Below are 21,269 nucleotides of genomic sequence, written 5' to 3'. Positions count from 1 at the left end.
CCATGATACGGGTTCTGATCGTCGACGACTCGCTCTTCATCCGCACGATACTCCGGGATCTGCTCAAAGGCGCCCCTGATATCGAAGTGGTCGGAACGGCGGTCAACGGCATCGATGCCCTCGAAAAGATATCCAGTCTGAAACCCGACGTCGTCACGCTCGACATCGAGATGCCCCGGATGAACGGCCTTGAGACACTTGAGGCGCTTTCCGGGGTTCCCGCGAAACCGAAAGTGATCGTCCTGAGCACCCTGACGTCCCGCCAGGCCGATATGACTCACCGGGCGTTGCGGCTCGGGGCGGACGACTTCATGCTCAAACCGAGGGATGTCCCGAACGTCAGGGGCATCGAGAACGAACTCATCCAGAAGATCAGGAACCTTGTCGCGCTCCCGACGATCGTAAAATCTGCTGCAATCAGCCGGAATGAGGCTGATGCAGTCGTTTTGATAGGCTCTTCCGCCGGGGGTCCGCCGATGCTCGACACGCTCCTCTCCGCGCTTCCGCCGGACCTGCCTGCCGCGGTCGTCGTCACCCAGCACATGCCCGAGGGGTTCACCGCATCGCTCGCCGAGCGCCTGAACAGAGTCTCTGCTCTCCCCGTGAAAGAGACCGAGAACGGAGACAGCCTGCAGACCGGAACAATCCTGATCGCAAAGGCCGGGTTCCACACCATCATCTCGGGAGTCGCAGCGGGCAACGGAAAAAACCACGGGCGAATCATCCACTCGACCGCTCCCCGCCTGCACGCGGTCCGGCCTGCCGTCGACAAGACCTTTGCCTCTGCAGCACACGTATTCGGTCCGCGCACCGTCGCCGTGATCCTCTCGGGGATGGGGAACGACGGCGGCGAGGGAATGCTCGCGGTGAAGACTGCAGGCGGCAGGACGATGGTATGCGCCGAAGAGGACTGCCTTGTATACGGAATGGCGCGCTCCGCCCTCTCCAGGAACTGTGTCGATAAGGTGGTCCCGCTCAAGGGTCTCGCGCGCGAGATCACGAGAGCAGTCAAACAACTCGAGGTGAATCATGTTTGATGAAGAGGGATATCGGAAGCTGTTTGTTGAGGAATCGCGAGAGAACCACGAGAACATCGTGAACAATCTTCTTGCTCTCGAGACCGGGGATGACCAGCAGGCCGCCATCGACGAGATCTTCCGGTCCGCACATACACTCAAGGGCATGTCTGCATCGATGGGCTTTGATGCGATGGAGCATCTCTGCCACTCGATGGAGGACGTATTCTCTCTCATCAGGAGCGGCCGGCGCGAGGCGACCGTGTCGCTCACCGATCTCCTGCTCAACTGCACCGACGCGATTGAGGAGATGCTGGACGCTATCGAGGCAGGAGGAGCGCCGTCCGACGAGCAGTCCGCAAGTCTGGTTCTGGAACTCCAGGCGTTTGCCGAAGAAGAGGAGGGGGGCGAGCATGAACCATCTCCCGGTGCGGCGCCCCCGGCCGAAATTCCGGCTGAACCGGCAGAAGACGCCGATGGTCGCCCGCTGTATACGTTAACGGTTGCCATCGACCCGTCCAGCACCATGAAAGACGTCCGGGCGATGCTGCTCCTGCAGAATTTGGAAGAGCTCGGGACGATCCACTCGACGACCCCCGCACGGGAACTCCTCGAGGACGGGAAGTTCGACGGGCCGTTCGAGATTCTTATCGAGAGCGAGGCAGGGGAAGATGCACTCAGGACGATCGCTTCCGGCACGGAACTCTCGCTCCTTGCCCTCTCCACACCGCAATCGCTGCTGGATGCTCCTCCCGTGATCCCCCCGGCGGCGTGCGAGGAGACCCAAAAACCCGAACCGGCTCCGGAACCGCAGGCCCCGCGGCCGGCGAAGGCCGAGAAGAGCCGGGAGATCAAGAACATCCGCGTCGACATCCAGCGGCTCGACCAGATGATGAACCTGGTGGAGGACCTGGTCATCAATCGCGGACGGCTCGAGCAGATCGCGAAGAAGCACGGCATCAAGGAGTTCGACGAGGCGCTCTCCATGGTCGGCCGTTCGGTCTCCGACCTCCAGAACCTGATGATGGGGATCCGGATGATGCCGCTCGAACGTATCTTCAACCGCCTTCCCCGCGTCGTGCGGGACGTTGCAAATCACGACGGGAAAGAGGTCGAGTTCACCATCGAGGGCGGCGAGACCGAACTCGATCGGAGCATGATGGACGGGCTCTCCGACCCGCTCCTGCACCTCATCAGGAACGGCGTGAACCACGGCATCGAGACGCCGGAGATCCGAAAAGCCAGCGGCAAACACCCGAAAGGATTGCTGCGGCTGTCGGCGCGGCGGGACAAAGACAACGTTGTCATCGAGATCGAGGACGACGGTGCCGGCATCGATCACGAGAAACTCCGGAAGAAAGGGGTCGAGAGAGGCCTCATGACGCCCGAAGCGGCGGCGAATGCAACGAAAGACGAACTTGTCGGCCTGCTCTTCGAGCCCGGGTTCAGCACGGCCGAGACGATCACCGACATCAGCGGCAGGGGCGTCGGACTCGATGTGGTCAAGAAGACGATCGAATCGCTCAAAGGAACGATCAAGGTCGAGACCGAGGTCGGCAGAGGGACGATGTTCGAACTGGTGCTGCCCCCGACGATGGCGATCATCGACGTCATGATGGTGCACATCAACGGGATGCGGTGCGCCATCCCGATCAGCAACGTCGTCGAGGTGGCGCAGACGAGACCGGAGGCGATTCACCGGATCGGCAACACCGAGGCGATCCTGCTCCGGGACCAGACCCTTCCCATGCATCGCCTGGAGGATATGTTCGGCCGGGCAGAGAAGAGCAACACGCTGGTCGTGCTGCAGAACGACGGCAGGAGATGCTGCATCGTCGTCGACACCGTCGACGGCCAGCAGGAGGTAGTGGTAAAACCGCTCTCCAACATTGCAGGCAACTGCCGCGGGATCAGCGGGATCACCATCCCCGGAGACGGGGATGTCGTGCCGGTACTCGATGTAAATACAATGATTTAGGAGAGATAGTTCATGGAACTGGATCCGTTTCAGAAGGACGCGCTGGCAGAGTTTGGGAATATCGGTGCCGCACACGCGGCAACGTCGCTATCGCAGATGCTGATGAGCCCGATCGAGATGACGGTGCCGGAGGTGCAGGCCGTCGATATCGCCAATCTGCATAATTATATCAACAACGAGATAACCGCCATGGTCGTCTTCCAGATTCAGGGGGAGGTCGCGGACGGTGGATACGTCGTCGTCAGCATGCCCCGGGAGACCGTCATCCAGCTGACCAACCAGATGCTCGGAACCACCGATGCCGATCGCGATATCAACGAGATGGACCAGAGCGCCGCGATCGAGATCGGGAACATCATGATATCGGCGTTTCTCGATGCGACGGCCGAACTGCTGGGCATCGTCATGCTGCCGTCTCCCCCGGCGCTGGCCATCGATATGGCACATGCCGCCTTCGAGTCCATCGTCGCACAGGTGGCAGGCGACGTGAACGACGTCCTGATCTTCAACACCGAGCTCACGAGCGAGGCGCCGCCCGTCTACGGAAGCATCTACATGCTTCCGAACGCCGAACTTACGCAGCAGCTGTTCCTGATGCTGGAACGGATGATGGAACCGCTCTCATAACCAGTCTCCGGGATACCATGGAGAACAACTTTTTCGGTGAGGAGACGGCAGTAATCCTGGGCCTGGGCGAGCTCCGAGTCGGGAAGTGCCCGATGGGGACGATTGGGCTCGGTTCCTGCATCGCGCTCATCCTGCACGACCAGCGGAGGTCCCTTGCGGGGCTCGCCCATATCATGCTCCCCGAGAGCCGGGGGGATACCGATCGTCCCGGGAAGTTCGCAGATACTGCCATGTGTGCTCTCCTTGAAGAGATGGGGAAAGCCGGGAGCACAAAGTCCTCGCTCACCGCAATCGTGGTCGGCGGTGCAAGTATGTTTGAGTTCTCGGCCAATTCCCTGAATATCGGCGAGCGGAATGCCGCCGCAGTAAAGGAACTGCTCCAGGAGCAGGGCATCCGGATCGAGCACGAGGAGATCGGCGGAAAGGTCGGGCGGTCCGTATATTACTGGCCGGAAGGAGAGGGCCGTCTCATCATCAAGAGGGCGGACGGGACATGTATCGCGCTCTGATACTCATTTTAGTCGCGGCATCCCTCTTCATCCCTTTTGCATCAGCCCTGTACGTCGAGGTGCCCGACTATCATTCGGGTATCGCGTCCGCCGGGGTAAAGGACGCGATCAACGGCCGGTACGGGGACGTCATCTTTGCGACCGACGGCGGCATCTCCGTGTACACGGAGAACGGCACCTGGTATTCGGTCAATGCAAGGAACCCCGGGGAGACGCCTTACGGCTCGCTCGCGCCGCTCGAGACTATGGCCACTGCGGTCGCGCTCGATGCGGAAGGCCACCTCTGGATAGGGTATTCAAACGGGCTGCAGATCGGCGACGGAACGGGATACCACGCCGTCCAGGACCTGGATCTCCTCAAGAACCTCAATGTCAACTGCATCGCACGGTGGGGGGACGAGATGTGGGTCGCCACCGGGCGGGCGGGCCTCCACCGCTACCAGGATGGCGAGTGGACATGGTACAAGCCTGCCGGGCCGGAGAATCTGGGATGCTATACGATCGTGAGCATGGCGGTCGATGCCGCGAGCGATGCACTCGTCATCGGGTCGGAGGGCGACGGCATCCGGGTGCTCAGGGATCGGACGGGAGACGCCCGCTTCGAGCAGGTCAACTACGGTAGCGACACACTTCGCCGGGTCTCCGAGGTGCGGGTCGATCCGTTCGGGGGGGTGTACCTCTTCAACCGCACGACGGTTCTCCATTACGCCCAAGATACGGGGGTTACACCGGTCCTCAACGCCGGGGACCTGAGCGCGTTCCCAATCGTCATCAACGACGTTGCAACGACGGCTGAAGGAATGCTCTACATCGCATCCGATAGCGGGATATACGGGTGGAACTCGTCGGGCGTCGCCCTGCATATCACATCCAAAGACGGTATCCGTGCAAACGGCGTCAAGCAACTCTTCGTCGACGCCTACGGCCGGTGCTGGTTCGTCGTTCCCGGAAACGTGGGCTACATCCCGCCGACGGCGGGCCACGCCACCCTCGATCTCTCCGCAGTCCCGGTGCCGACGCCAGTGGCGACCGAGACGCCCCTGCCTCAGACCACGGCACCGGCGGCGACGCCTGAAGAGAGTGCCGGGCTGTTTGATGGGGTCCGGGCTTTCTTTGAGGGGTTGTTCGGCGCGGTGAGCCGTGGGTGACCAGGGATCACAGGGTTTGAGCTGAGCGAAGGAGAGCCGCTTGTTGATGCCACCGGGTACAATTCACACCTCTGCGGTGCTCAGGCTCCGTCGATCACAATTTTGAGACCTCTGGTCTCTCATTGCTCCATTTTTTAGCCAGCTGCACATCCTCAGACACGGATTCCCACCTGCTATCGCCATTGAGGGGAGGGGCTGACGGGGAGGGGGGCTTGCCCCCCTCCCCTGTCCCCACAGCGAAACCCTTCGGGTTTCTCGAACTCCTCGTTCCGGCAGTCGTTCCCCCCGTGGCGATACTCCCACGGTCCACTGTATTGAGATTTCCCGCGTCTTTACGTTCCATCAATCTCGTCAAAAAAAAGCATGCAGCGACCGCCGGAGTATCAAATCAGCCTCAAAGTCTCTGAAACCAAAGAAATTAACCGGCCGTCCTTTCTCTACTTCGAGATCTCAGTATAATAATACTCCCCGGCGGCGATCTGCTCCCGGTCCAGGAACGATCCCGGTTTGTTGATCCGCGGCCTCCCGCTCTTGTCCCGCCGGAAGGTGATCCCGAGCGCCTCGAGGAACCGGTTCATGCCCGGCGCCATATCGAACGGCCCGGCGGCTTTGCCGTTGATGCCCGGCTTGCCCTCGAAGACCAGGATACGGTCGCTGATCATGTCGATGACGTAGATATCGTGGTCAATCACGAGCGTGCTCGCGTTCCGCCCCTCGGCATGCTTCCTGATCATCCTCGAGATCTTCACCCGCTGCTCCACGTCGAGGTGGGCGCTCGGTTCGTCCAGGATGTAGAGGTCGGCGTCGCGCGAGAGGCAGATCGCTATCGCCACGCGCTGGAGTTCGCCGCCCGAGAGCGTGTTTATGGGCGCCTGGAGGAGCTGCGCAAGGGAGAGCGGCTCCAGGATCTCGTGCTGGTAGTACGACGTGTCGAACTTCGTCGTCGTCTGCCGGAGGACCTCCTCGACGGTCGCTTCCGTATCGCCTTTGAGATACTGGGGCTTGTAGGAGATCCGCACCCGGGTATCCATCGCCCCGGTATCGGGTTCGAGCACCCCGGCAAGGAGCTGGGCGAACGTACTCTTCCCGATACCGTTCGCACCGAGGACACCGAGCACCTCGCCGCTCCGGATCTCCCCGCCGTCGACAGTGAGGGAGAACTGCTCGAACGCTTTCGTCATCGCCGGGAACTCGAGCAGCACCTCCCGGTTCACATCGGAAGCATGCGCCCGGGTATCGAACGTCACCGCATACGTCCTGAACCTGACGTTCTCCTCCGGGAGGAATCCCTCCAGGTACTGGTTGATCCCCACCCGGACGCCTTTGGGGTAGGTGATGACGCCGAAGACCGCCGGTTCTCCGTAGGCGATATGCACGGTATCGGCAAGCATGTCGAGGATGGCAAGGTCGTGCTCGACGATCACGACCGGCCGCTCCTGGGCGAGTTCCCGGATCAGGTTCGCGGCGGCCATCCGCTGGTAGACGTCGAGATAGGGCGTGATCTCGTCGAAGAAGTAGAAGTCGGCGTCACGCGCAAGGCATGCGGCGAGCGCCACCCGCTGGAGTTCGCCGCCGGAGAGGGTCGTGATCGGCCGGTCGATGACCGCCGTAAGCGTCAGCCGGTCGATGTAGTAGTCGAGTTTGCCGCGCTCGTCCGTCGTCCCAAGAAGGTCGCGTACCGAACCGGAGAAGACCTTCGGGATCTGGTCGATATACTGCGGTTTTACCGCGACCTTCACATTCTTCTGCGAGAGCAGCTGGAGGTAGTCGAAGAGCTCGGTTCCCTGGTAGAGGTCGAGGACCTCGTTCCAGGAGATCCCGGCAGCGGTCCTCCCCAGGTTCGGGACGAGCGTGCCGGAGAGGATCTTCACCGACGTGCTCTTCCCGATGCCGTTCGGGCCGAGGATGCCCGTGACCTTCCCCTCGACGGGGATCGGGAGGCCGTAGAGGACGAAGCCGTTCTGGCCGTAGCGGTGGGTCGGCTGGTCGAGCTGTTCGGGGAGGTTGACGATGTCGAGCGCCTGAAAGGGGCACTTCTTGACGCAGATACCGCACCCGACACAGAGTTCTTCGGATATGACGGCCTTCTGGTCTTCGCCGATGACGACGGTCTCGTCGCCGGTTCGGACACGGGGGCAGTAGAGGATGCACTCGGTGCCGCACTTGACGGGGTGACACCGATCACGGTGTACAATAGCAATACGCATGGGTGATCACAGGACGGTGGTAGTCAGGAGGATCGTCCAGGTCATGAACCAGAGCGCGAACGTCATGAAACTCTGGTAGAACCAGTCCTTTCCGGTCAGTGCCATGTGGTCGATCCGGATGAGCATGAAGATGTGTTTCTGGAAGACGACGCCCGCCATGAGAAGAAGGATGCCGATGATGGCGTTTTCCTGAAGGCCGCTCGCCGGGTCGGGCGTGCCGGAGAGGTAGAACGAGAGTCCCCCGGCCAGGATACCCATGAAGCAGGCTACAAGCGTCCGTGTTATCCGATTTCTGTGCTCAGCCTGTTTCTCGGCGCGTGTCCGTGGCCGTGTCTTTTCAGACTCTGCTGCTACCGCATTCTCACTCATCGTGACACCAGTGTTGCGCCATTCCTGAAAGGGAAGTCCCTTCGGGGCGGCGGCCCGACGGGAGCAAACCGACTTCTGGCCACTTCCCGGGATTGACGGAATTACTACATTATAGGGCGTTCTCCGGTTATAAATGATAGGTACCTCCTACCCGTCGGGGCAGGAGGAGCAGCGGAGCGGAGTGGTTTGTGATTGTTCTTCACGTGGGGCACGCATCAGGAAGGGCAGGGGCGTGCAGAAGGGACGCTCTGGCGGTTGGAGGCTCGGAGTCGGTTACGCTCAAATATCGCGCTTTATCCGCTATTTTTTCGAAGATCGAAGAGCTTCTATGCCCCTGCTGTTGCGCATCCCCGGATACGGATTTCGAGGGAATATCGCCATGACTGCCCCCGCCCTTGGGCGGGGGAGGAGGCCGAAGGCCGGGTGGGGTGGGGGTTACAGGCACCCATTATGCGGTAGAAACAGGGGAAGGGGGAGCATCCCCCCTCCCCGCGAGCCGCCTCCCCCCCAATGGCGATGTCCCCACGGTCCAGTGCACAGGGCTTTGTCCTTGATTGAGATCGTTCTGCCACGTAAATCGCACTAAATGTGCTCAAATTCCCGGAATGAAAATCCTTCAGGTATCACTCGATCTTATACCGCAGGATCGCCGCGGCACCGCCGATGGCATCAAGGCGCTCCCCGGGCTCGAACTCGGTGCTCAGCACCACGACCGCGGCGTTGACGCGCTCGGCCTGCTCGATGACGCCCGTAGCCTCATCGTCGCGGAGCAGGGTGTCGGCGACCAGCACCGTCTCCGCCGCACCGTAGGCGACCGCTTTCCGGACTTCGTCGAGGCCGTAGGCGACGGCGCCCTCGGTCGCGATCCGGAGCAGGACCTCGTCCATCAGCCCGACCTCCCGGGCAAGGTGGAGGTCGCCGAGCAGCCGGTCAAGGATCCCCTGCCCGATCACCTCCTGCACGGCGCCCCGCCCGATGCGCCGGGTCTCGACGGCGACCATCCGCCCGGCGAGGTCGGGAGCGCGGGCCTTCACGTACTCCGCGAACTCGTCCTTCACGAACCCCGGGCCCGCGACGACGAGAGGACCGGTGACCGCGGCGACCGTCTCAAGCGTCTTCTCGAAGAGTACCGACCGGGTGCCGGTCTCGGCACCCTTGCTGCTCCCGATCGTGACGGTCGTCACCCACTCCGGGCCGAACTGGCGCAGCCGGTAGACCTGCGCCTCCCCTTCCTCGACGCTCACTACGTGAACCACGCCGTATGCGGAGGCATCGACGGCACGCCGGATCCGCTCGCAGTCCACAGACCGCCAGCGTTTGACGACCGAGATCTCGAACCCGGCCTCGACGTTCAGGGTGTGGTGCGCGGAGACGTCCACCCCGCTCTCGATGACGCCGGCGATCCGGAGTCGGTTCGTGTGCTGGTGGAACTCCACCTTCTCGACCCGGATTCCGAGCCGCACCGGCCGTTTCTCGACCTTCTCCGGCCGGAGTTTGTCGGTCGCAGCCTCCACGCTCCGGAAGGTCGTCGCAAAGACGAGATCCCCCGGCCCGACCAGGTGGGAGAGGTGCCAGAGGTCGTCGAGTGTCTCCGGAAAGAGGCGTATCTCGCCGAACTGCTTCTTTATCTCCCGGACTTCGGCCTTCATGGTTCCACGATATCGGAGCCTCCCGGCGGGACGAACGCGGCGACCGCTTCGGTGTTCAGGGCGTTCTTGAGCCCTTTCCACTCGTCTTCCGAGAGTTTCTCCCTGAGTGCCCGGACTACCTTCTTTGCGGTGTCGTTCGGTTCGAACTGTCCGGGGCGGAGTTCCACCCACACTTTCGTACGCCCGGTGACGGCACCCGGCGGGCCGCCGATGACGGCGACCTCAGGCGCCATCTGAAGGCCGATCGCCACCCCGAGCGGCATGTTTCTGAAGTACTGCCGCTCACCGCGGACGATGAAGGCTCCCCGGGCCACGTACTCGCCGGACTCGGCCGTCTTGCTCACCTGGTCGGGCCGGGCGGCATAGACGTCCGCCGTGAAGTGCCCCGCCTTCCAGGCGTTGGAGTAGGATGCGGCGAACCGCACGGCCTCGTCGAGGTGCTCGGTCGCACCCTTCACGATGACGACGCTCCCGCCGTGGACGTCGGCGTGGACGAAGAGGTCCCCGCCTTCCATGTACTTCTTGACGAGTTCTTCGTTCTGGGAGGCGTCCCGGCCGCCGATGACGAGAGTGCCGTCGCTGGTGGTGAACCAGCGGAAGCGGTGATACCACCGCTTTTTCTGGAGGGCAAGGTTCCGTTTCGTCCGGGGCTTCTCGGGAACAGTCCGCTCCATCGCCACGAGCGCGCCCGCCTTCTTCTTCTTGAACTTCTTGATCTGGTCGTAGTAACGGCCGAGGTTCTGCTCGATCGTCTCGTGGACGTGGATCTTCACCCGCTCTCCCGAGAGATCGAGGTCCACCGCTGCATCGGCGGGATGGACGCCCCTGACCATCTTTACCGCAGGGTTATCGCCGTTCGCTTTCAGGATCTGCTCGATCTCCTGCCACGACCGGTTTTTGCTCGCCTCATCGAGCGTCGCTATGATCCCGGTAACGGCCGTGTAGTTCTCGTAGATCACTTCCACGATCCGCCCATAGCGCTCGATCTTCTTCTCGAAGCCCTTGATCGCCTCAGCCTGCCGGCGGCGGATCACCTCTGCCTGGGAGAGGCGGGGCTTCTCGGCCGCGGTCTCCTGCTTCCCGCCCGCCGTCTTCGGGTAGAAGGCATCCAGCGCCTCGCTAAAGGTCGAGAACCGCTCGCGAACCTCCTCCCCGGCAAGCACCACCGGCCAGCACCCGGACGCCGTTATCACCGGCTCACGGCGTCCCCCTACATCGGCCATAAGCCGTTCGAACGCTTCCCGGACGGCTTCCGCGTCCACTTCCGCGGCGGCGGCGCTCTTCTCGACGCCCGCCATCCGGCAGACCTCTTCGGCATACGCGCCGCCGAGCATGCACCCGACGGCGAGCGTCCGGACGATGTCGCGGTCGGACTCTGCAAGCATCGCCCGGAACGCCTCCGGCGATTGCGACATGCAGTCGGATCCCTCGAAAGCGTAGACCGCACCCGGGACCACCTCCCGGGTCTTGAACCGGTGGTGCCAGAGGGGCTTCACGATCGTATACGCTTCATCGCAGAGGACGGCGTTCCCCTCGTCGAAGAGTTCGAAGATGAGGTGATAGGTCGTATCCCGCTTCCCGATATCGAGGCTTACCGTGCGCTCGAGCCCGAGCTGGCGGATACCGAGCACCTTCCCGCCCTCGAGGTGCTTCCGGAGCAGCATCGCAAAACTCGGCGGGTTCTTTGGAGGCACAGGAAACTCCGCGGTGAAGTGGGCGCGCCGTCCCGTCTCGACGAGGAACAGGTATTTCGCCCGGTCTTCACCGTTCAGCCTGATGCCGAGGGTCTTCGCGTCGAACTGGTAGATCTTGCCGACCCAGAGCGGGAGGCGATCGGCGGCCTCCGCTACCAGCGCCCGAAGATCGACCCCGCTCATTCCCTGTAGTGTCGCCATTGATTCAGAATACATTCGGCCCGGTACCTAAAGAAGGGTACGGGCGGGCGGCACAGGTTCTTGAAGTGGTGGGGAACGGGCGGGGGAGCGAGGATAGCAGGGAGTGCAACGGTTCGTAGAACCGGAGCTTGTACACCGCAAGGTGCAAGGTGCGACATTCCGCAGGAACGAAGCACGAGAAGAACAAAGTTCTTCGAAGGGGAGCAGCCCCCCTCCCTTGTCTCTACCTTACACACGGACACCTGTAACCCCCCCCTCCCGCACTTCGCGCTCCTCATTCGCACCTGACGGTGCTCATGCTCCGGCTCTACGGCCCGTCGCACCCCACACCTCGGGGCGGGGGCAGTGCGTGGCGATAAGCGACGTTCCGGCAGGAACGGAGCTCGAGCACCGAAGGTGCGATACCCCATGAAAAGCCGTGTATGAGTTGGGACTGACAGGAGGGCACAAACCAAAGCATCGGAGGGTGACAATCCTCTAGGAAGCGGCGGTTTGTCAGAAACGACTGTTTATAGGATGCGATGGCCCGGAGGTGCGACAGATGGGGCGGGGAGCAGGAGCCGGGGGATGGGAATCTAAAGGAGGTGAGCGTTGAGGAGATTGTTTCTCGAAGTTTTTTGAGAATCTTAATTGAATTACGCTGCTCTCTTCGGTCATATATCACCGTCTTCGGATTTCAGGTGGATATCGCCACGCGGGGGTGGGGCCGGCGGGGAGGGGGGAGCATCCCCCTCCCCTGCCCTCTCAAAGAACTTCGTTCATCTCGTGCTCTTGCCCTTCGGCCAGTCGCACTCCTCCAGACGCGATACCCCCAAGGTCCACTGCACGGGGTTTTGCCCTCGCTTCCAGGTGCTCAAACTCCTGCCGGGACGGCAATCGCACTCACGAACCGCCGCACTCCTTTGAGTCGATGATGTACGGATAACTCTGGAGGCGATTCGACCTTTAATGGAGGGATTCAACAAAGTCAAAGAAAAAAATCGTAAAAACAGAGGAGAATTACTCCTCTGCCTCTTTCGTCTCTTCAGTCTCGGCGGGCTCTTCCGCCTCAACGATCTCAGGTGCCGCCTCCGGCTTCTTCGGGCGGGAGATCGTCTCCTTCATGACGACGTCGTTGATATCGGAGTAGTTCTCGAAGATCTCGCGGACGAGGGTGCCGCGCCAGACCATCCAGCGCCGGTCGTAGGTGATCGCGGGGGGGAGTTCCAGTTCGACCGTGCCGTCGGCGATGCTGATCCCGATGTCGGTTCTGCCCGAGAAGAGCTTGATGAGACCCTTGATCTGCTCCACCGGCTCCTCGACTTTCTCGAGGATCGCGTAGGAGTAGTTCAGGGTCTTGCCGGCAAGCGGGTGGTTGAAGTCGACGACCGCACGCCTTCCGATGACGTCGACGACGACGCCCTCGCGGCCCTCGACCTCGATCCGCATCCCCCTTTGCGGCTTCTCGCGGAACTGCGTGACCGGGACCGACTTCACGGCTTCATCCTCGTGCGCCCCGAACCCCTTCTCGGGCGGGACGTCGACCTCGCCCTCGGCGCCGACCTCTTTCCCCGTCAGCTCGTCCTCAAGGCCGATGATGATGTGGTGGCTCCCCAGGCGGACGGTGACAGGACCGTACTCCGCCTGCGGGTTGTAGATCCCTTCTTCCTTTGCATTCTCCTCATCCGTGGTATCGAAAATATTCTCACCGACGCGGCCGGTGTACCTGAGCCTGATAAAATCTCCTTCCTGAAGTGCCATTCCATTCACCTTGGATAGCGGATGCGTTGCGGGCCCGGAACACCTTCCGCACCGGTCCGCCGCATGCCTGCGTCTTGTTGTTCCATTTTATTTGGATGGAATGGTATTTATACTGTCTACCGGAACACCCGGCAGGATCATGGACGAGATACAGCAGCAGGTCGGCGGGGTCTCGTACGCTCCCTCGCCTCCGGAAGAGTTCTGCGGCAGACGGGAGGAACTTGAGCAACTCTCGGCCATCCTCTTGCGAGCGGGAGAGCACGGGCAGACGGTGATGATCTCCGGCTCGCCGGGCATCGGAAAGAGTTCGCTCCTGAACCGGCTCGCATACGAGGTGCAGGAACGCCCCGGCGGGCGGCAGTCCCCCATCCTCAGGGCGGAGGTCTTCGACCTCCCGGGGATGATCTTTGCTGCGTTCCGGGAGTTGTTGAACGATCTTAAGCGATCCTCGGCATCCGCAAGGTTCGGGAGCCTCCTTGATGCCGAGAGCATGAGCGAGGCTCTCCGGTATGCCGACGACGTCTTCGAGAAATACGCCGCCCCGGTGGAGCCGGTCGGCCTGCTCCCGAAGGCCGGCGAGGAGATCATCGGCGTCTTCGCCCGGTCGCCCGAGGTCGGATACGACCGTGTATACCAGGCCTTCGAGGAACTACTCAAGGAACTCGGGAGACAGGTGAGCATGACGGGCCACGTTGCGGCGGTTCTCCTCGACGACGTCCACCTCGCCTCGAGCCACGACCGGCGCCTCCTCCGGGATGTCGTGCGCGACCTTCCGCCCGGCATCCTCCTCGCCTTCACCTGCCGGACGGAGGATGGCGCCGGTTCCGGGTACGCGACGATGCAGGAGGAGATCCGGGAGCTCGGTATCTTTGAAGTGCAGCTATCCGGGATGCAACGGCCCGAGATCCGGGAACTCGCGGAGAGGCGGTTCCACGTCTCCATCGACAATGCGGCCGCCGGCCTCCTCGAAGAGAGAGCGGGCGACCCATTCGGCCTTATGGCCTGCTTCAACGCCCTGCGCAACCGGGGGCTCGCACCGTCCCGGGAGAACGTCGCGGACGTCATCGCCGGGGCAGACGATCCGGCGGGGCTTGTCTTCGCCGCGCTCCCCGAACCCATGAAGGCATGGACGGAGGACCTCTGCGTCTTAAACCCCCCGTTCCCCGTGCCGGTCATGGCCTGCATGCTCGATCTTCAGGAGGCGGGCGTGGCGCCGGCGACCGACCGGCTGCTGGAGAGCAGCATCTTCCGCAGGCTCCCGGACGGCGAGTATGCCTTCGCGCACCCCATCCTGCAGGAGCACTGCAGGCACGGCCTCTCTGATGAAACGACGGTTGTGCTCAACGCCCGCGCTGCAGACTGCTTCGAGCGCTCCATACATCGCCTCCCCGACAGGCTGTACGTCCTCCTCTCGCTTGCCGGTCACCTCTTTAACGCGCACGAGTACGGGAAAGCCGCCGACCTGAACCTGGAGATCGGGCTCCGGTTCCATCATCGCGATGACCACGATACCGCCCTGCTGCTCACGGAGCGGGCGATCGTCTCCGCGGAGCATCTCGAAGACGATGCGCTCCTCGCCGCCGCAGAGCGGCAGAGGGATCTCATCCGGCAGAGGGCCTCCGGCCCGCTCACGGCCGGGCGGTGAGGGTTTATCGTCGTTCCCGAGAGACAATCTGACGCAGAGTGAGCATGCTCGAAGTAGAAGCAAAATTTGCGGTCAATGACCTGGAGAGCGTCAGGGCCGGGCTCGACCGGAAAGGGGTGCGGATGGGGAGAAGGCAACAGGAACGCGACGTCTACTACAACGCTCCCCACCGCGATTTCGGGGAGACCGACGAGGCGTTACGGGTCAGGTACGACGATACCGGAGTCACCGTGACCTACAAAGGCCCGAAGATCCGGGTCGGGAGCGCAAAGGCCCGCGAGGAGTTCAACCTCGCGGTCGCCGACGGAGAGACCCTCGAAGGAATCCTCTCCCGTCTCGGGTTCCGGCGTGCCGCCATGGTCTTGAAGGTGCGGGAGTTCTACGAGATGGGGGACGTGACGGTCACGCTCGACGACGTCGAGGGGCTCGGGACGTTCGCCGAGATCGAGATCCTGACAGACGAGAACAAAGAGGATGCCGCCGACCGGATCGGGGCTATTGCAAAAGAATTGGGTGTAGACGGTCCACCGATCTACACCTCGTATCTGGAGATGCTGTTATCTAAACAGCAATAAGGTCGATATGGATATCTTTGGGCTCCTTTCCGAAACGGATGATAGCACCGTAGCCTTCTGAAGCGGGGCCGGGGTTGACGACCTTGACGCCGTCGACCTCGGTGACGCCCCGTGCCTCGTGAATGTGAGCACAGCAGACCAGATCGAACCGGGCCATGTGCTTGCGGATGCTCTGGCTGCCGACGTGGTTATCCTCGACGGTGTCCAGCGCCTCGTATGGCGGGGCGTGGCAGAGCAAGACGTTGTGGATGTTTTTATCCATGTGATTGGTGATCCGGGTGAGGTCTTTGTCGATCTCTTCCTCCGTCAGCTCGAACGGCGTGTCGAACGGGGTCTTGTTCGAACCGCCAAGACCCGCGAGCGTGATCTTGCCGAGCGCGATCCACGAATTGTGCAGGCAGACCGCATCCGAGCGTTCGAGCACATCGATGATCTCGCGGGGATCGCAGTTGCCGGGGATTGCGAAACACGGCACCTCAAAGTTGGAGAGTACCGAATCTACAGGCTCAAGTGGACCGAAATTGGTGATATCGCCTGCAATGATGACTGCATCGTAGTCGTAGCTGAGAAAAGCGTCAAGCTTTCCGTAGTTACCGTGCAGATCTGCTAGGAGTAGCACATCCGTCATGCTCTATAGATGAGAAGTGCGTCTAAAAAACCTTATCTCATGATCCATCCACGAGCCGGTTATTCTGCCGTCGAGCGCGAGTTTCCCGAGAACCTTCTCCGCCTCAGGAAGGAGCGGACGGGGGCGGGCATACTGAAGGGGAGTCCCAGGAAGCGGCATGAAGTAGTGGATGTGCGCCTTCCCGCCCCGGGCAACCATCTCCACGAGTTCGAGGGTCGCGCGCTGGTCATCGTCGCTCTCGAACGGCAGCCCGAGGATGAAGTCGACGACCGGGACGAGACCGTGCTCCCGGCAGAGGTCAAAGGCACGGACGACGTCCTCGACGGTATGCCCACGATGCAGGCGACGCAGAACCGCATCGCTCCCGGACTGCGCCCCGAAGTGCAGGCGGGTGTTGGCGCAGTGGTCGACGACGAGCTCGACGGACTGCCGCGAGATGCACTCCGGGCGCACCTCGCCGGGGAAGGTGCCGAAGTAGACCCGGCCGTCGAGGCTCCGGAGGAGACGTTCGACCCTGTCGAGACGGAGGTGGACGCCGTCGGAGCCGTAGGCGAACGCGTTCGGGGTGACGAACCGGATATCCCGGTAGCGCGAGGCGTAACGGACGATCTCTTCGATGGAGCGGTGGCGCATGCACCGCCCGAAGAGGCGCGGTGTCTGGCAGTAGCCGCAGGAGAACGGGCACCCCCGGGTGATCTCGACGAAACCCTTGATCTGCGAGAAGGGCGGGTAAGCGTCGAGGAGGACGGTGTGGCTGGCGGGCGTGTAGCCCGCGGCGGTGGCGACCCCGGGAGGAGGATCTCTTCCTTCCTCAATGGCGGAGAGAAGCGCCGGGAGGGTGTACTCTCCCTCCCCGACGACGACGTAGTCGGCGTACTCCGCCACCTCGCGGTAGCAGGCAGAGGCGTGGGGGCCGCCGACGATCGTTATGCAGTCGGCCTCCGCGATCTCGTCGCGGTACAGGCGCTCGTTGATGGAGTTCAGGCTATAGATGGTGACGTCGGGGCGCGGCCCGTCCGCCGCCTCGAGGACGTATCCGTGCACCTCGCACGCTGCGGTAAGCGCGGCGAAGGTGTTGCTCGCCTGGGGGATCTGTCGCCAGTAGACCTTCATATCTGCGGTGTTCCGGCCGTGCAGCCTGCGCTCACCGGGGTTCCCGGCGGTTCTGTCTGCACGGCATGTATCCTACCAATCTCTCTGGACACGCGATTAAGGTGACGACCTGCCGCTGCTGGTGAGAGAGCCGCTTCCCGGGCACGGCCGGGACATCTACGGTGAAGCGTCAACAGCGCCCGGGAGCAGTACGCCGACCTTTCGGAGCGGCGAAACCCACAAGACTCGCGCGATCGCCCGGTCGGCGGTGAAGCAGGTCTACGAGAAAGGAGCGGGCGGAGCGTGGAGGAGAGAGGAGGAGCGACACATTCGATCGTGCTCCGGGCAATCCTGTCTTCCGGGCGCCCGCCCGGGAGAACGCTCCTGTGGCACAACATATCCAATCGCCAATATATTTCAATAAGGATTAAATAACCCCGGCCTGTATTCACCCTCTTACCGTGGGACAGGACGTTCCACGATCGTGGAGACGTGATGCAGATGAGAGGAACTGCCACAGAGATGCAGACACGGAATATTATACGGGGAAAGGATATTGCGGATTATTCGGTCAGGAACCCGCAGGGTGAGGATCTCGGGACGATCAAGGACGTCGTGATCGATACGAGCGAAGGCTGCATCGCCTATGCCGCCCTCTCGTTCGGGGGGATCCTGGGGCTCGGCGACAAACTCTTCGCCGTCCCCTGGGAGGCCCTGCAGTACAACGCGACCGACGACACCTTCGTCCTTGACATGCCCAGAGAGCGGCTGGAGAACGCGCCGGGCTTCGACAAGGACAACTGGCCGACGAGCGCCGAACGCGGGTGGCTCACCGGGATGTACAGCCACTACGGCTACACGCCCTACTGGGAACGCCGCATGGAGCGGTGAGCTTGCTCGAGAGAACCGGAATCCGATCAATGCCGGCCCTTGCAGAGAACCGGGGCCGGCGACAATTTTGAGAGGGCTGCAACCCGGGACGACGGCCTCGCCGCCTTTGCCGCGCGATCTCCGGGGCAGTGTACCCCCGGATCCGCGCCATGGGTGGCGCTACGAACACTATATATGCGAGGGCACGCATGCACTGCGGGACCGTAATCCGGCGGGGAACGTTAAAAGGCAGGAGACAGCCGGATCTGGGGGTGCAGCCGCCCGCACACCAGTCACGGAAACCTGCCGTTCTCCGCTGCTCCGGGGGTATGCCGGTATGCAGAACGTGATACCAAGACGGAAGAAGACAGTCCGGGAGATCGACGTGCGGGGCAAAAGGATGCTCGTCCGTGCCGACTTCAACGTGCCGCTCGATGAGGAAGGGACAATCGCCGACGATACCCGTATTCGGGCCAGCCTGCCGACGATACGCTACCTTTGCGAGCAGGGAGCGCGGGTGATCCTCTGCTCCCACCTTGACCGGCCGAAAGGTGAGATCGTTGAGCGGTTACGCCTCGCCCTCGTGGCAAACCGGCTCTCCGAACTGCTCGACCGGCCGGTCGCCGCGCTCCGGGACTGCATCGGGCCGGAGGTGGAGAGCGCGGTCGCGGCGATGAGCGACGGGGATATCGTCCTCCTCGAGAACCTCCGGTTCCACGCGGAGGAGCGGGCGGATGATTCCTTCTTTGCAGAGAGGCTCGCCGATCTTGCCGAGATCTACGTCAACGATGCATTCGGTGCCTCGCACCGGGCCCACGCATCGGTCGTGGGGGTCCCACAGCACCTGCCGGCGGTGGCCGGGCTCCTGCTGGAGAGGGAGGTCGACGCGTTTGCACGCATCCTGGAGAACCCTGAGAGGCCGTTTGCCGCCGTGATCGGCGGCGCCAAGGTGAGCGACAAACTGGAGGTTCTCGACAACGTCATCTCCCGGGTAGACCTCCTTCTCATCGGGGGAGGCATGGCGGCGACGTTCCTTGCGAGCCGGGGCTACCCGACCGGTGCGTCGCACGTCGAGATCGACCGTCTGGACGACGTCAGAAGAGTCGGGGAGAATGCAGAAAGACGCGGCGTCCGCCTCATCCTTCCCCGCGATGTCGTCGTCGCGGAGAGGCTGGAAGCGGGCACCCCGACCCGGGTTGTGCCCGCGACGGAGATCCCGGACGGCCGGATCATCGCCGATATCGGGCCGGAGGCAGCCGACGAGTTCTCCCGGGAACTCGGGAGCGTGCGAACCGTCGTCTGGAACGGCCCGATGGGGGTCTTCGAGATCCCGGAGTTTGCGGAAGGAACCCGCCGGGTTGCTGCGGCCCTCGCCAACCTCCGCGGCACCACGGTCATCGGCGGGGGTTCGACCACGGATGCGGTGCAGCGGTTCGGGCTTGCCGACGAGATGACCCACGTCTCGACGGGCGGCGGGGCCGCTCTCGCCATGCTCGCAGGAAAGCCGCTCCCGGGCGTTGAAGCGCTCGACGATGCAGAGAGACCATGAAGCGCATCGGTATCCTGACGAGCGGGGGCGACGCTCCCGGAATGAACGCCTGTATCCGGGCGGCGGTGCGGACCGCGCTCGCAAACGACCTCGCCGTCGTCGGGATACGCCGGGGGTATACCGGGCTCATCGCCGGCGACGCGATGACGCTTGATCGCTCGGCGATCCGTAACACCATCCACCTGGGCGGCACCATCCTCGAGACCTCGCGGAACAAGGACTTTTACACCCGCGAAGGGCGGCTCAAAGCGGCGGCCGCCGTCGACCGGATGGAACTTGACGGGATTGTCCTGATCGGGGGCGAGGGGACGTTTCACGGGGCAAGCCTGCTTGCCGCCGACGCGGATACGGCGGCGCTCGTGGGGGTGCCGGCGAGCATCGACAACGACGTTTACGGGACCGACTACTGTATCGGGTTCGATACGGCGGCGAACTGTGCGGTCGAGGCGATCGACCGGATCCGCGACACGGCCCGGTCCCACGAGCGCCTCTTCTTCATCGAGGTGATGGGGCGGACGGCCGGGTTCCTGGCTCTCGAGAGCGGGATCGCCGGCGGCGCCGAGGAACTGGTCATCCCGGAAGAAGAGGTCTCGATCGACCGGATCAGCGAGCGCATCAAAAAAGGGTTCACCATCGGCAAAAAGAGCGCGATCGTGGTGGTGGCGGAGGGGAAGAGACCCGGCATCTCATTTGAGATCGCCCGGGAGGTCAGCGAGCGCCTCAACTTCGATTCAAGGGTCGTCGTCCTCGGGCACCTCCAGCGGGGCGGGCCGCCGACGCTGCGCGACCGGGTGCTCGGGAGCCTCCTCGGTTTCTCCGCCGTCGAGACGCTGATGGATGGACGGAGCGAGTGCATGGTGGGGGAGGTCGGCGGGAACCTCACCTACACCCCGCTCGAGGAGACCTGGCAGAAGAAGAAACCGCTTGATAGGGATTTGCAGCGGATATTTCCGTTCCTCTCGGAGTAGGCGGGAGGCCGGCCGCCCCGGGAAGGGAGGGGGCGGCAGAAGGATCGCCTAGTAAGCGGTCCACCCGGCGTCGGCGACTACCGTCGCACCGTTCACGAAGCTGGCCTCATCCGAGGCCAGGAAGAGGGCTACGGATGCAATCTCCTCGGCCTCACCCATTCGCGGGTTAGTGTTCATGCCTGTCATGCATATGGCCGCACCTCCCTCATTCGCTGGTTGGCCTGCGCCGATCTCGGTCTTGACGCCGCCCGGTGCGATGACGTTCGACCGGATGCCTTTTGCGGCATACATGTAGGCAACACTCTTCGCGAGGCCGATCACGCCGTGTTTCGACGCCGTGTATGCGGTCCCTGCCCGGCACCCATGGAGCCCGCCGACAGACGCGATGGTGACGAACGAGCCCCCGCCGGTCTTCTCCATCTCCGGGATAGCGGCCCGGAACATCCGCATCGGCCCCGTCAGGTTGACGTCGAGAACCGCGTTCCAGAGGTCGTTATCGAGCTCGGCAACCGGAACGAATCGGTCCAGCAACCCCGCGTTGTTGACGACGATGTCGAGTTTGCCGAACTCGCGGACGGCCGTCTTCACCGCGTTCTCGACATCCTCATCACGGGTCACGTCTCCGGCAACGGCGAGAGCCCGGCCGCCGTCGGCGGCAATCCGGTCGACAAGGCTCTGCAGCCTCTCTTTGCGCCGTGCAATCACGACGACGGAGGCGCCTTCCTTGGCAAAACGTTCGGCGATTGCGGCTCCCATCCCGGAGCTTGCCCCGGTGACGATGGCAACCTTATCTTTCAGTCTCAT

The 21,269-nt window shown here is 62.8% G+C and carries 18 protein-coding genes; 10 read left to right on the top strand and 8 right to left on the bottom strand.

Annotation, left to right across the window (positions count from 1 at the left end):
- Window positions 1–2 precede the first annotated feature (2 nt).
- The 5 genes from cheB to L21_RS05395 are packed head-to-tail and all read left to right on the top strand — an operon-like array spanning window position 3 to window position 5,278.
- Window positions 3–1,037, top strand: coding sequence for a chemotaxis-specific protein-glutamate methyltransferase CheB (cheB, locus tag L21_RS05415; protein ID WP_074369476.1), 1,035 nt, complete (start codon window positions 3–5; stop codon window positions 1,035–1,037).
- Entirely contained in the window at window positions 1,030–2,994 is a 1,965-nt protein-coding gene (locus tag L21_RS05410) for a chemotaxis protein CheA (protein ID WP_074369475.1), read from the top strand. The genes cheB and L21_RS05410 overlap by 8 nt, the downstream gene beginning before the upstream one ends.
- Before the next feature lie 12 nt (window positions 2,995–3,006).
- Complete coding sequence (locus tag L21_RS05405; RefSeq protein WP_074369474.1) at window positions 3,007–3,621, top strand: chemotaxis protein CheC; 615 nt, start codon at window positions 3,007–3,009, stop codon at window positions 3,619–3,621.
- A gap of 17 nt (window positions 3,622–3,638) precedes the next feature.
- Complete coding sequence (locus L21_RS05400; protein WP_074369473.1) at window positions 3,639–4,130, top strand: chemotaxis protein CheD; 492 nt, start codon at window positions 3,639–3,641, stop codon at window positions 4,128–4,130.
- Window positions 4,115–5,278 carry a ligand-binding sensor domain-containing protein gene (locus L21_RS05395; protein WP_256712421.1) on the top strand — a complete coding sequence of 388 codons (1,164 nt, stop codon included), beginning with the start codon at window positions 4,115–4,117 and terminating at the stop codon, window positions 5,276–5,278. Before L21_RS05400 ends, L21_RS05395 begins: the two co-directional genes overlap by 16 nt.
- A 437-nt stretch (window positions 5,279–5,715) precedes the next feature.
- On the opposite strand, the gene L21_RS05390 is transcribed toward L21_RS05395, so the two are convergent.
- The 5 genes from L21_RS05390 to L21_RS05370 all read right to left on the bottom strand — a co-directional run bounded on the left by L21_RS05390 (window position 5,716) and on the right by L21_RS05370 (window position 13,138).
- Window positions 5,716–7,485: a ribosome biogenesis/translation initiation ATPase RLI gene (locus L21_RS05390; RefSeq protein ID WP_074369472.1), complete on the bottom strand. Its 1,770-nt coding sequence runs from the start codon at window positions 7,483–7,485 to the stop codon at window positions 5,716–5,718.
- Between the two features lie 6 nt (window positions 7,486–7,491).
- Window positions 7,492–7,854, bottom strand: coding sequence for an EMC6-like membrane protein (locus tag L21_RS05385; RefSeq protein ID WP_067075705.1), 363 nt, complete (start codon window positions 7,852–7,854; stop codon window positions 7,492–7,494).
- Between the two features lie 623 nt (window positions 7,855–8,477).
- Window positions 8,478–9,503: an mRNA surveillance protein pelota gene (locus tag L21_RS05380; protein WP_074369471.1), complete on the bottom strand. Its 1,026-nt coding sequence runs from the start codon at window positions 9,501–9,503 to the stop codon at window positions 8,478–8,480.
- Entirely contained in the window at window positions 9,500–11,398 is a 1,899-nt protein-coding gene (gene rqcH, locus L21_RS05375; protein WP_074369470.1) for a ribosome rescue protein RqcH, read from the bottom strand. The genes L21_RS05380 and rqcH overlap by 4 nt, the downstream gene beginning before the upstream one ends.
- Window positions 11,399–12,397: 999 nt before the next feature.
- Entirely contained in the window at window positions 12,398–13,138 is a 741-nt protein-coding gene (locus tag L21_RS05370) for a peptidylprolyl isomerase (protein WP_074369469.1), read from the bottom strand.
- Window positions 13,139–13,277: 139 nt separating this feature from the next.
- Here L21_RS05370 and L21_RS05365 point away from each other — a divergent pair, with 139 nt between their 5' ends.
- Both L21_RS05365 and cyaB read left to right on the top strand, forming a co-directional pair.
- A complete protein-coding gene (locus tag L21_RS05365; RefSeq protein ID WP_074369468.1) occupies window positions 13,278–14,783 on the top strand; it encodes an AAA family ATPase in 1,506 nt (501 codons plus the stop codon).
- 44 nt (window positions 14,784–14,827) lie between these two features.
- On the top strand, window positions 14,828–15,358 hold the full coding sequence (cyaB, locus tag L21_RS05360; RefSeq protein WP_074369467.1) for a class IV adenylate cyclase: 531 nt from the start codon (window positions 14,828–14,830) through the stop codon (window positions 15,356–15,358).
- On the opposite strand, the gene L21_RS05355 is transcribed toward cyaB, so the two are convergent.
- Both L21_RS05355 and L21_RS05350 read right to left on the bottom strand, forming a co-directional pair.
- The gene (locus L21_RS05355) at window positions 15,345–15,986 is read right to left on the bottom strand and encodes a metallophosphoesterase family protein (RefSeq protein ID WP_074369466.1); all 642 of its coding nucleotides are present in this window, start codon (window positions 15,984–15,986) and stop codon (window positions 15,345–15,347) included. The two genes, cyaB and L21_RS05355, sit on opposite strands and share 14 nt — an antisense overlap.
- A gap of 3 nt (window positions 15,987–15,989) precedes the next feature.
- Window positions 15,990–17,099, bottom strand: a complete 1,110-nt coding sequence (locus L21_RS05350) for a TIGR04013 family B12-binding domain/radical SAM domain-containing protein (RefSeq protein WP_074369465.1) — start codon at window positions 17,097–17,099, stop codon at window positions 15,990–15,992.
- A 501-nt stretch (window positions 17,100–17,600) separates the two neighbouring features.
- Between L21_RS05350 and L21_RS05345 the strand changes: the two genes are divergently transcribed.
- The 3 genes from L21_RS05345 to pfkA all read left to right on the top strand — a co-directional run bounded on the left by L21_RS05345 (window position 17,601) and on the right by pfkA (window position 20,465).
- Window positions 17,601–17,969, top strand: coding sequence for a PRC-barrel domain-containing protein (locus tag L21_RS05345; RefSeq protein ID WP_074369464.1), 369 nt, complete (start codon window positions 17,601–17,603; stop codon window positions 17,967–17,969).
- Window positions 17,970–18,285: 316 nt separating this feature from the next.
- On the top strand, window positions 18,286–19,497 hold the full coding sequence (locus L21_RS05340) for a phosphoglycerate kinase (protein WP_074369463.1): 1,212 nt from the start codon (window positions 18,286–18,288) through the stop codon (window positions 19,495–19,497).
- Window positions 19,494–20,465, top strand: coding sequence for a 6-phosphofructokinase (gene pfkA / locus L21_RS05335; RefSeq protein ID WP_074369462.1), 972 nt, complete (start codon window positions 19,494–19,496; stop codon window positions 20,463–20,465). Before L21_RS05340 ends, pfkA begins: the two co-directional genes overlap by 4 nt.
- 48 nt (window positions 20,466–20,513) lie before the next feature.
- On the opposite strand, the gene L21_RS05330 is transcribed toward pfkA, so the two are convergent.
- Window positions 20,514–21,269, bottom strand: a complete 756-nt coding sequence (locus tag L21_RS05330) for a glucose 1-dehydrogenase (RefSeq protein ID WP_074369461.1) — start codon at window positions 21,267–21,269, stop codon at window positions 20,514–20,516.

The sequence above is a fragment of the Methanoculleus chikugoensis genome (assembly GCF_900095385.1).
GTDB lineage: Archaea > Halobacteriota > Methanomicrobia > Methanomicrobiales > Methanoculleaceae > Methanoculleus > Methanoculleus chikugoensis_A.
The sequence above is the reverse complement of the archived record's forward strand: the minus strand, read 5'-3'. Positions and strand labels throughout refer to the sequence as shown.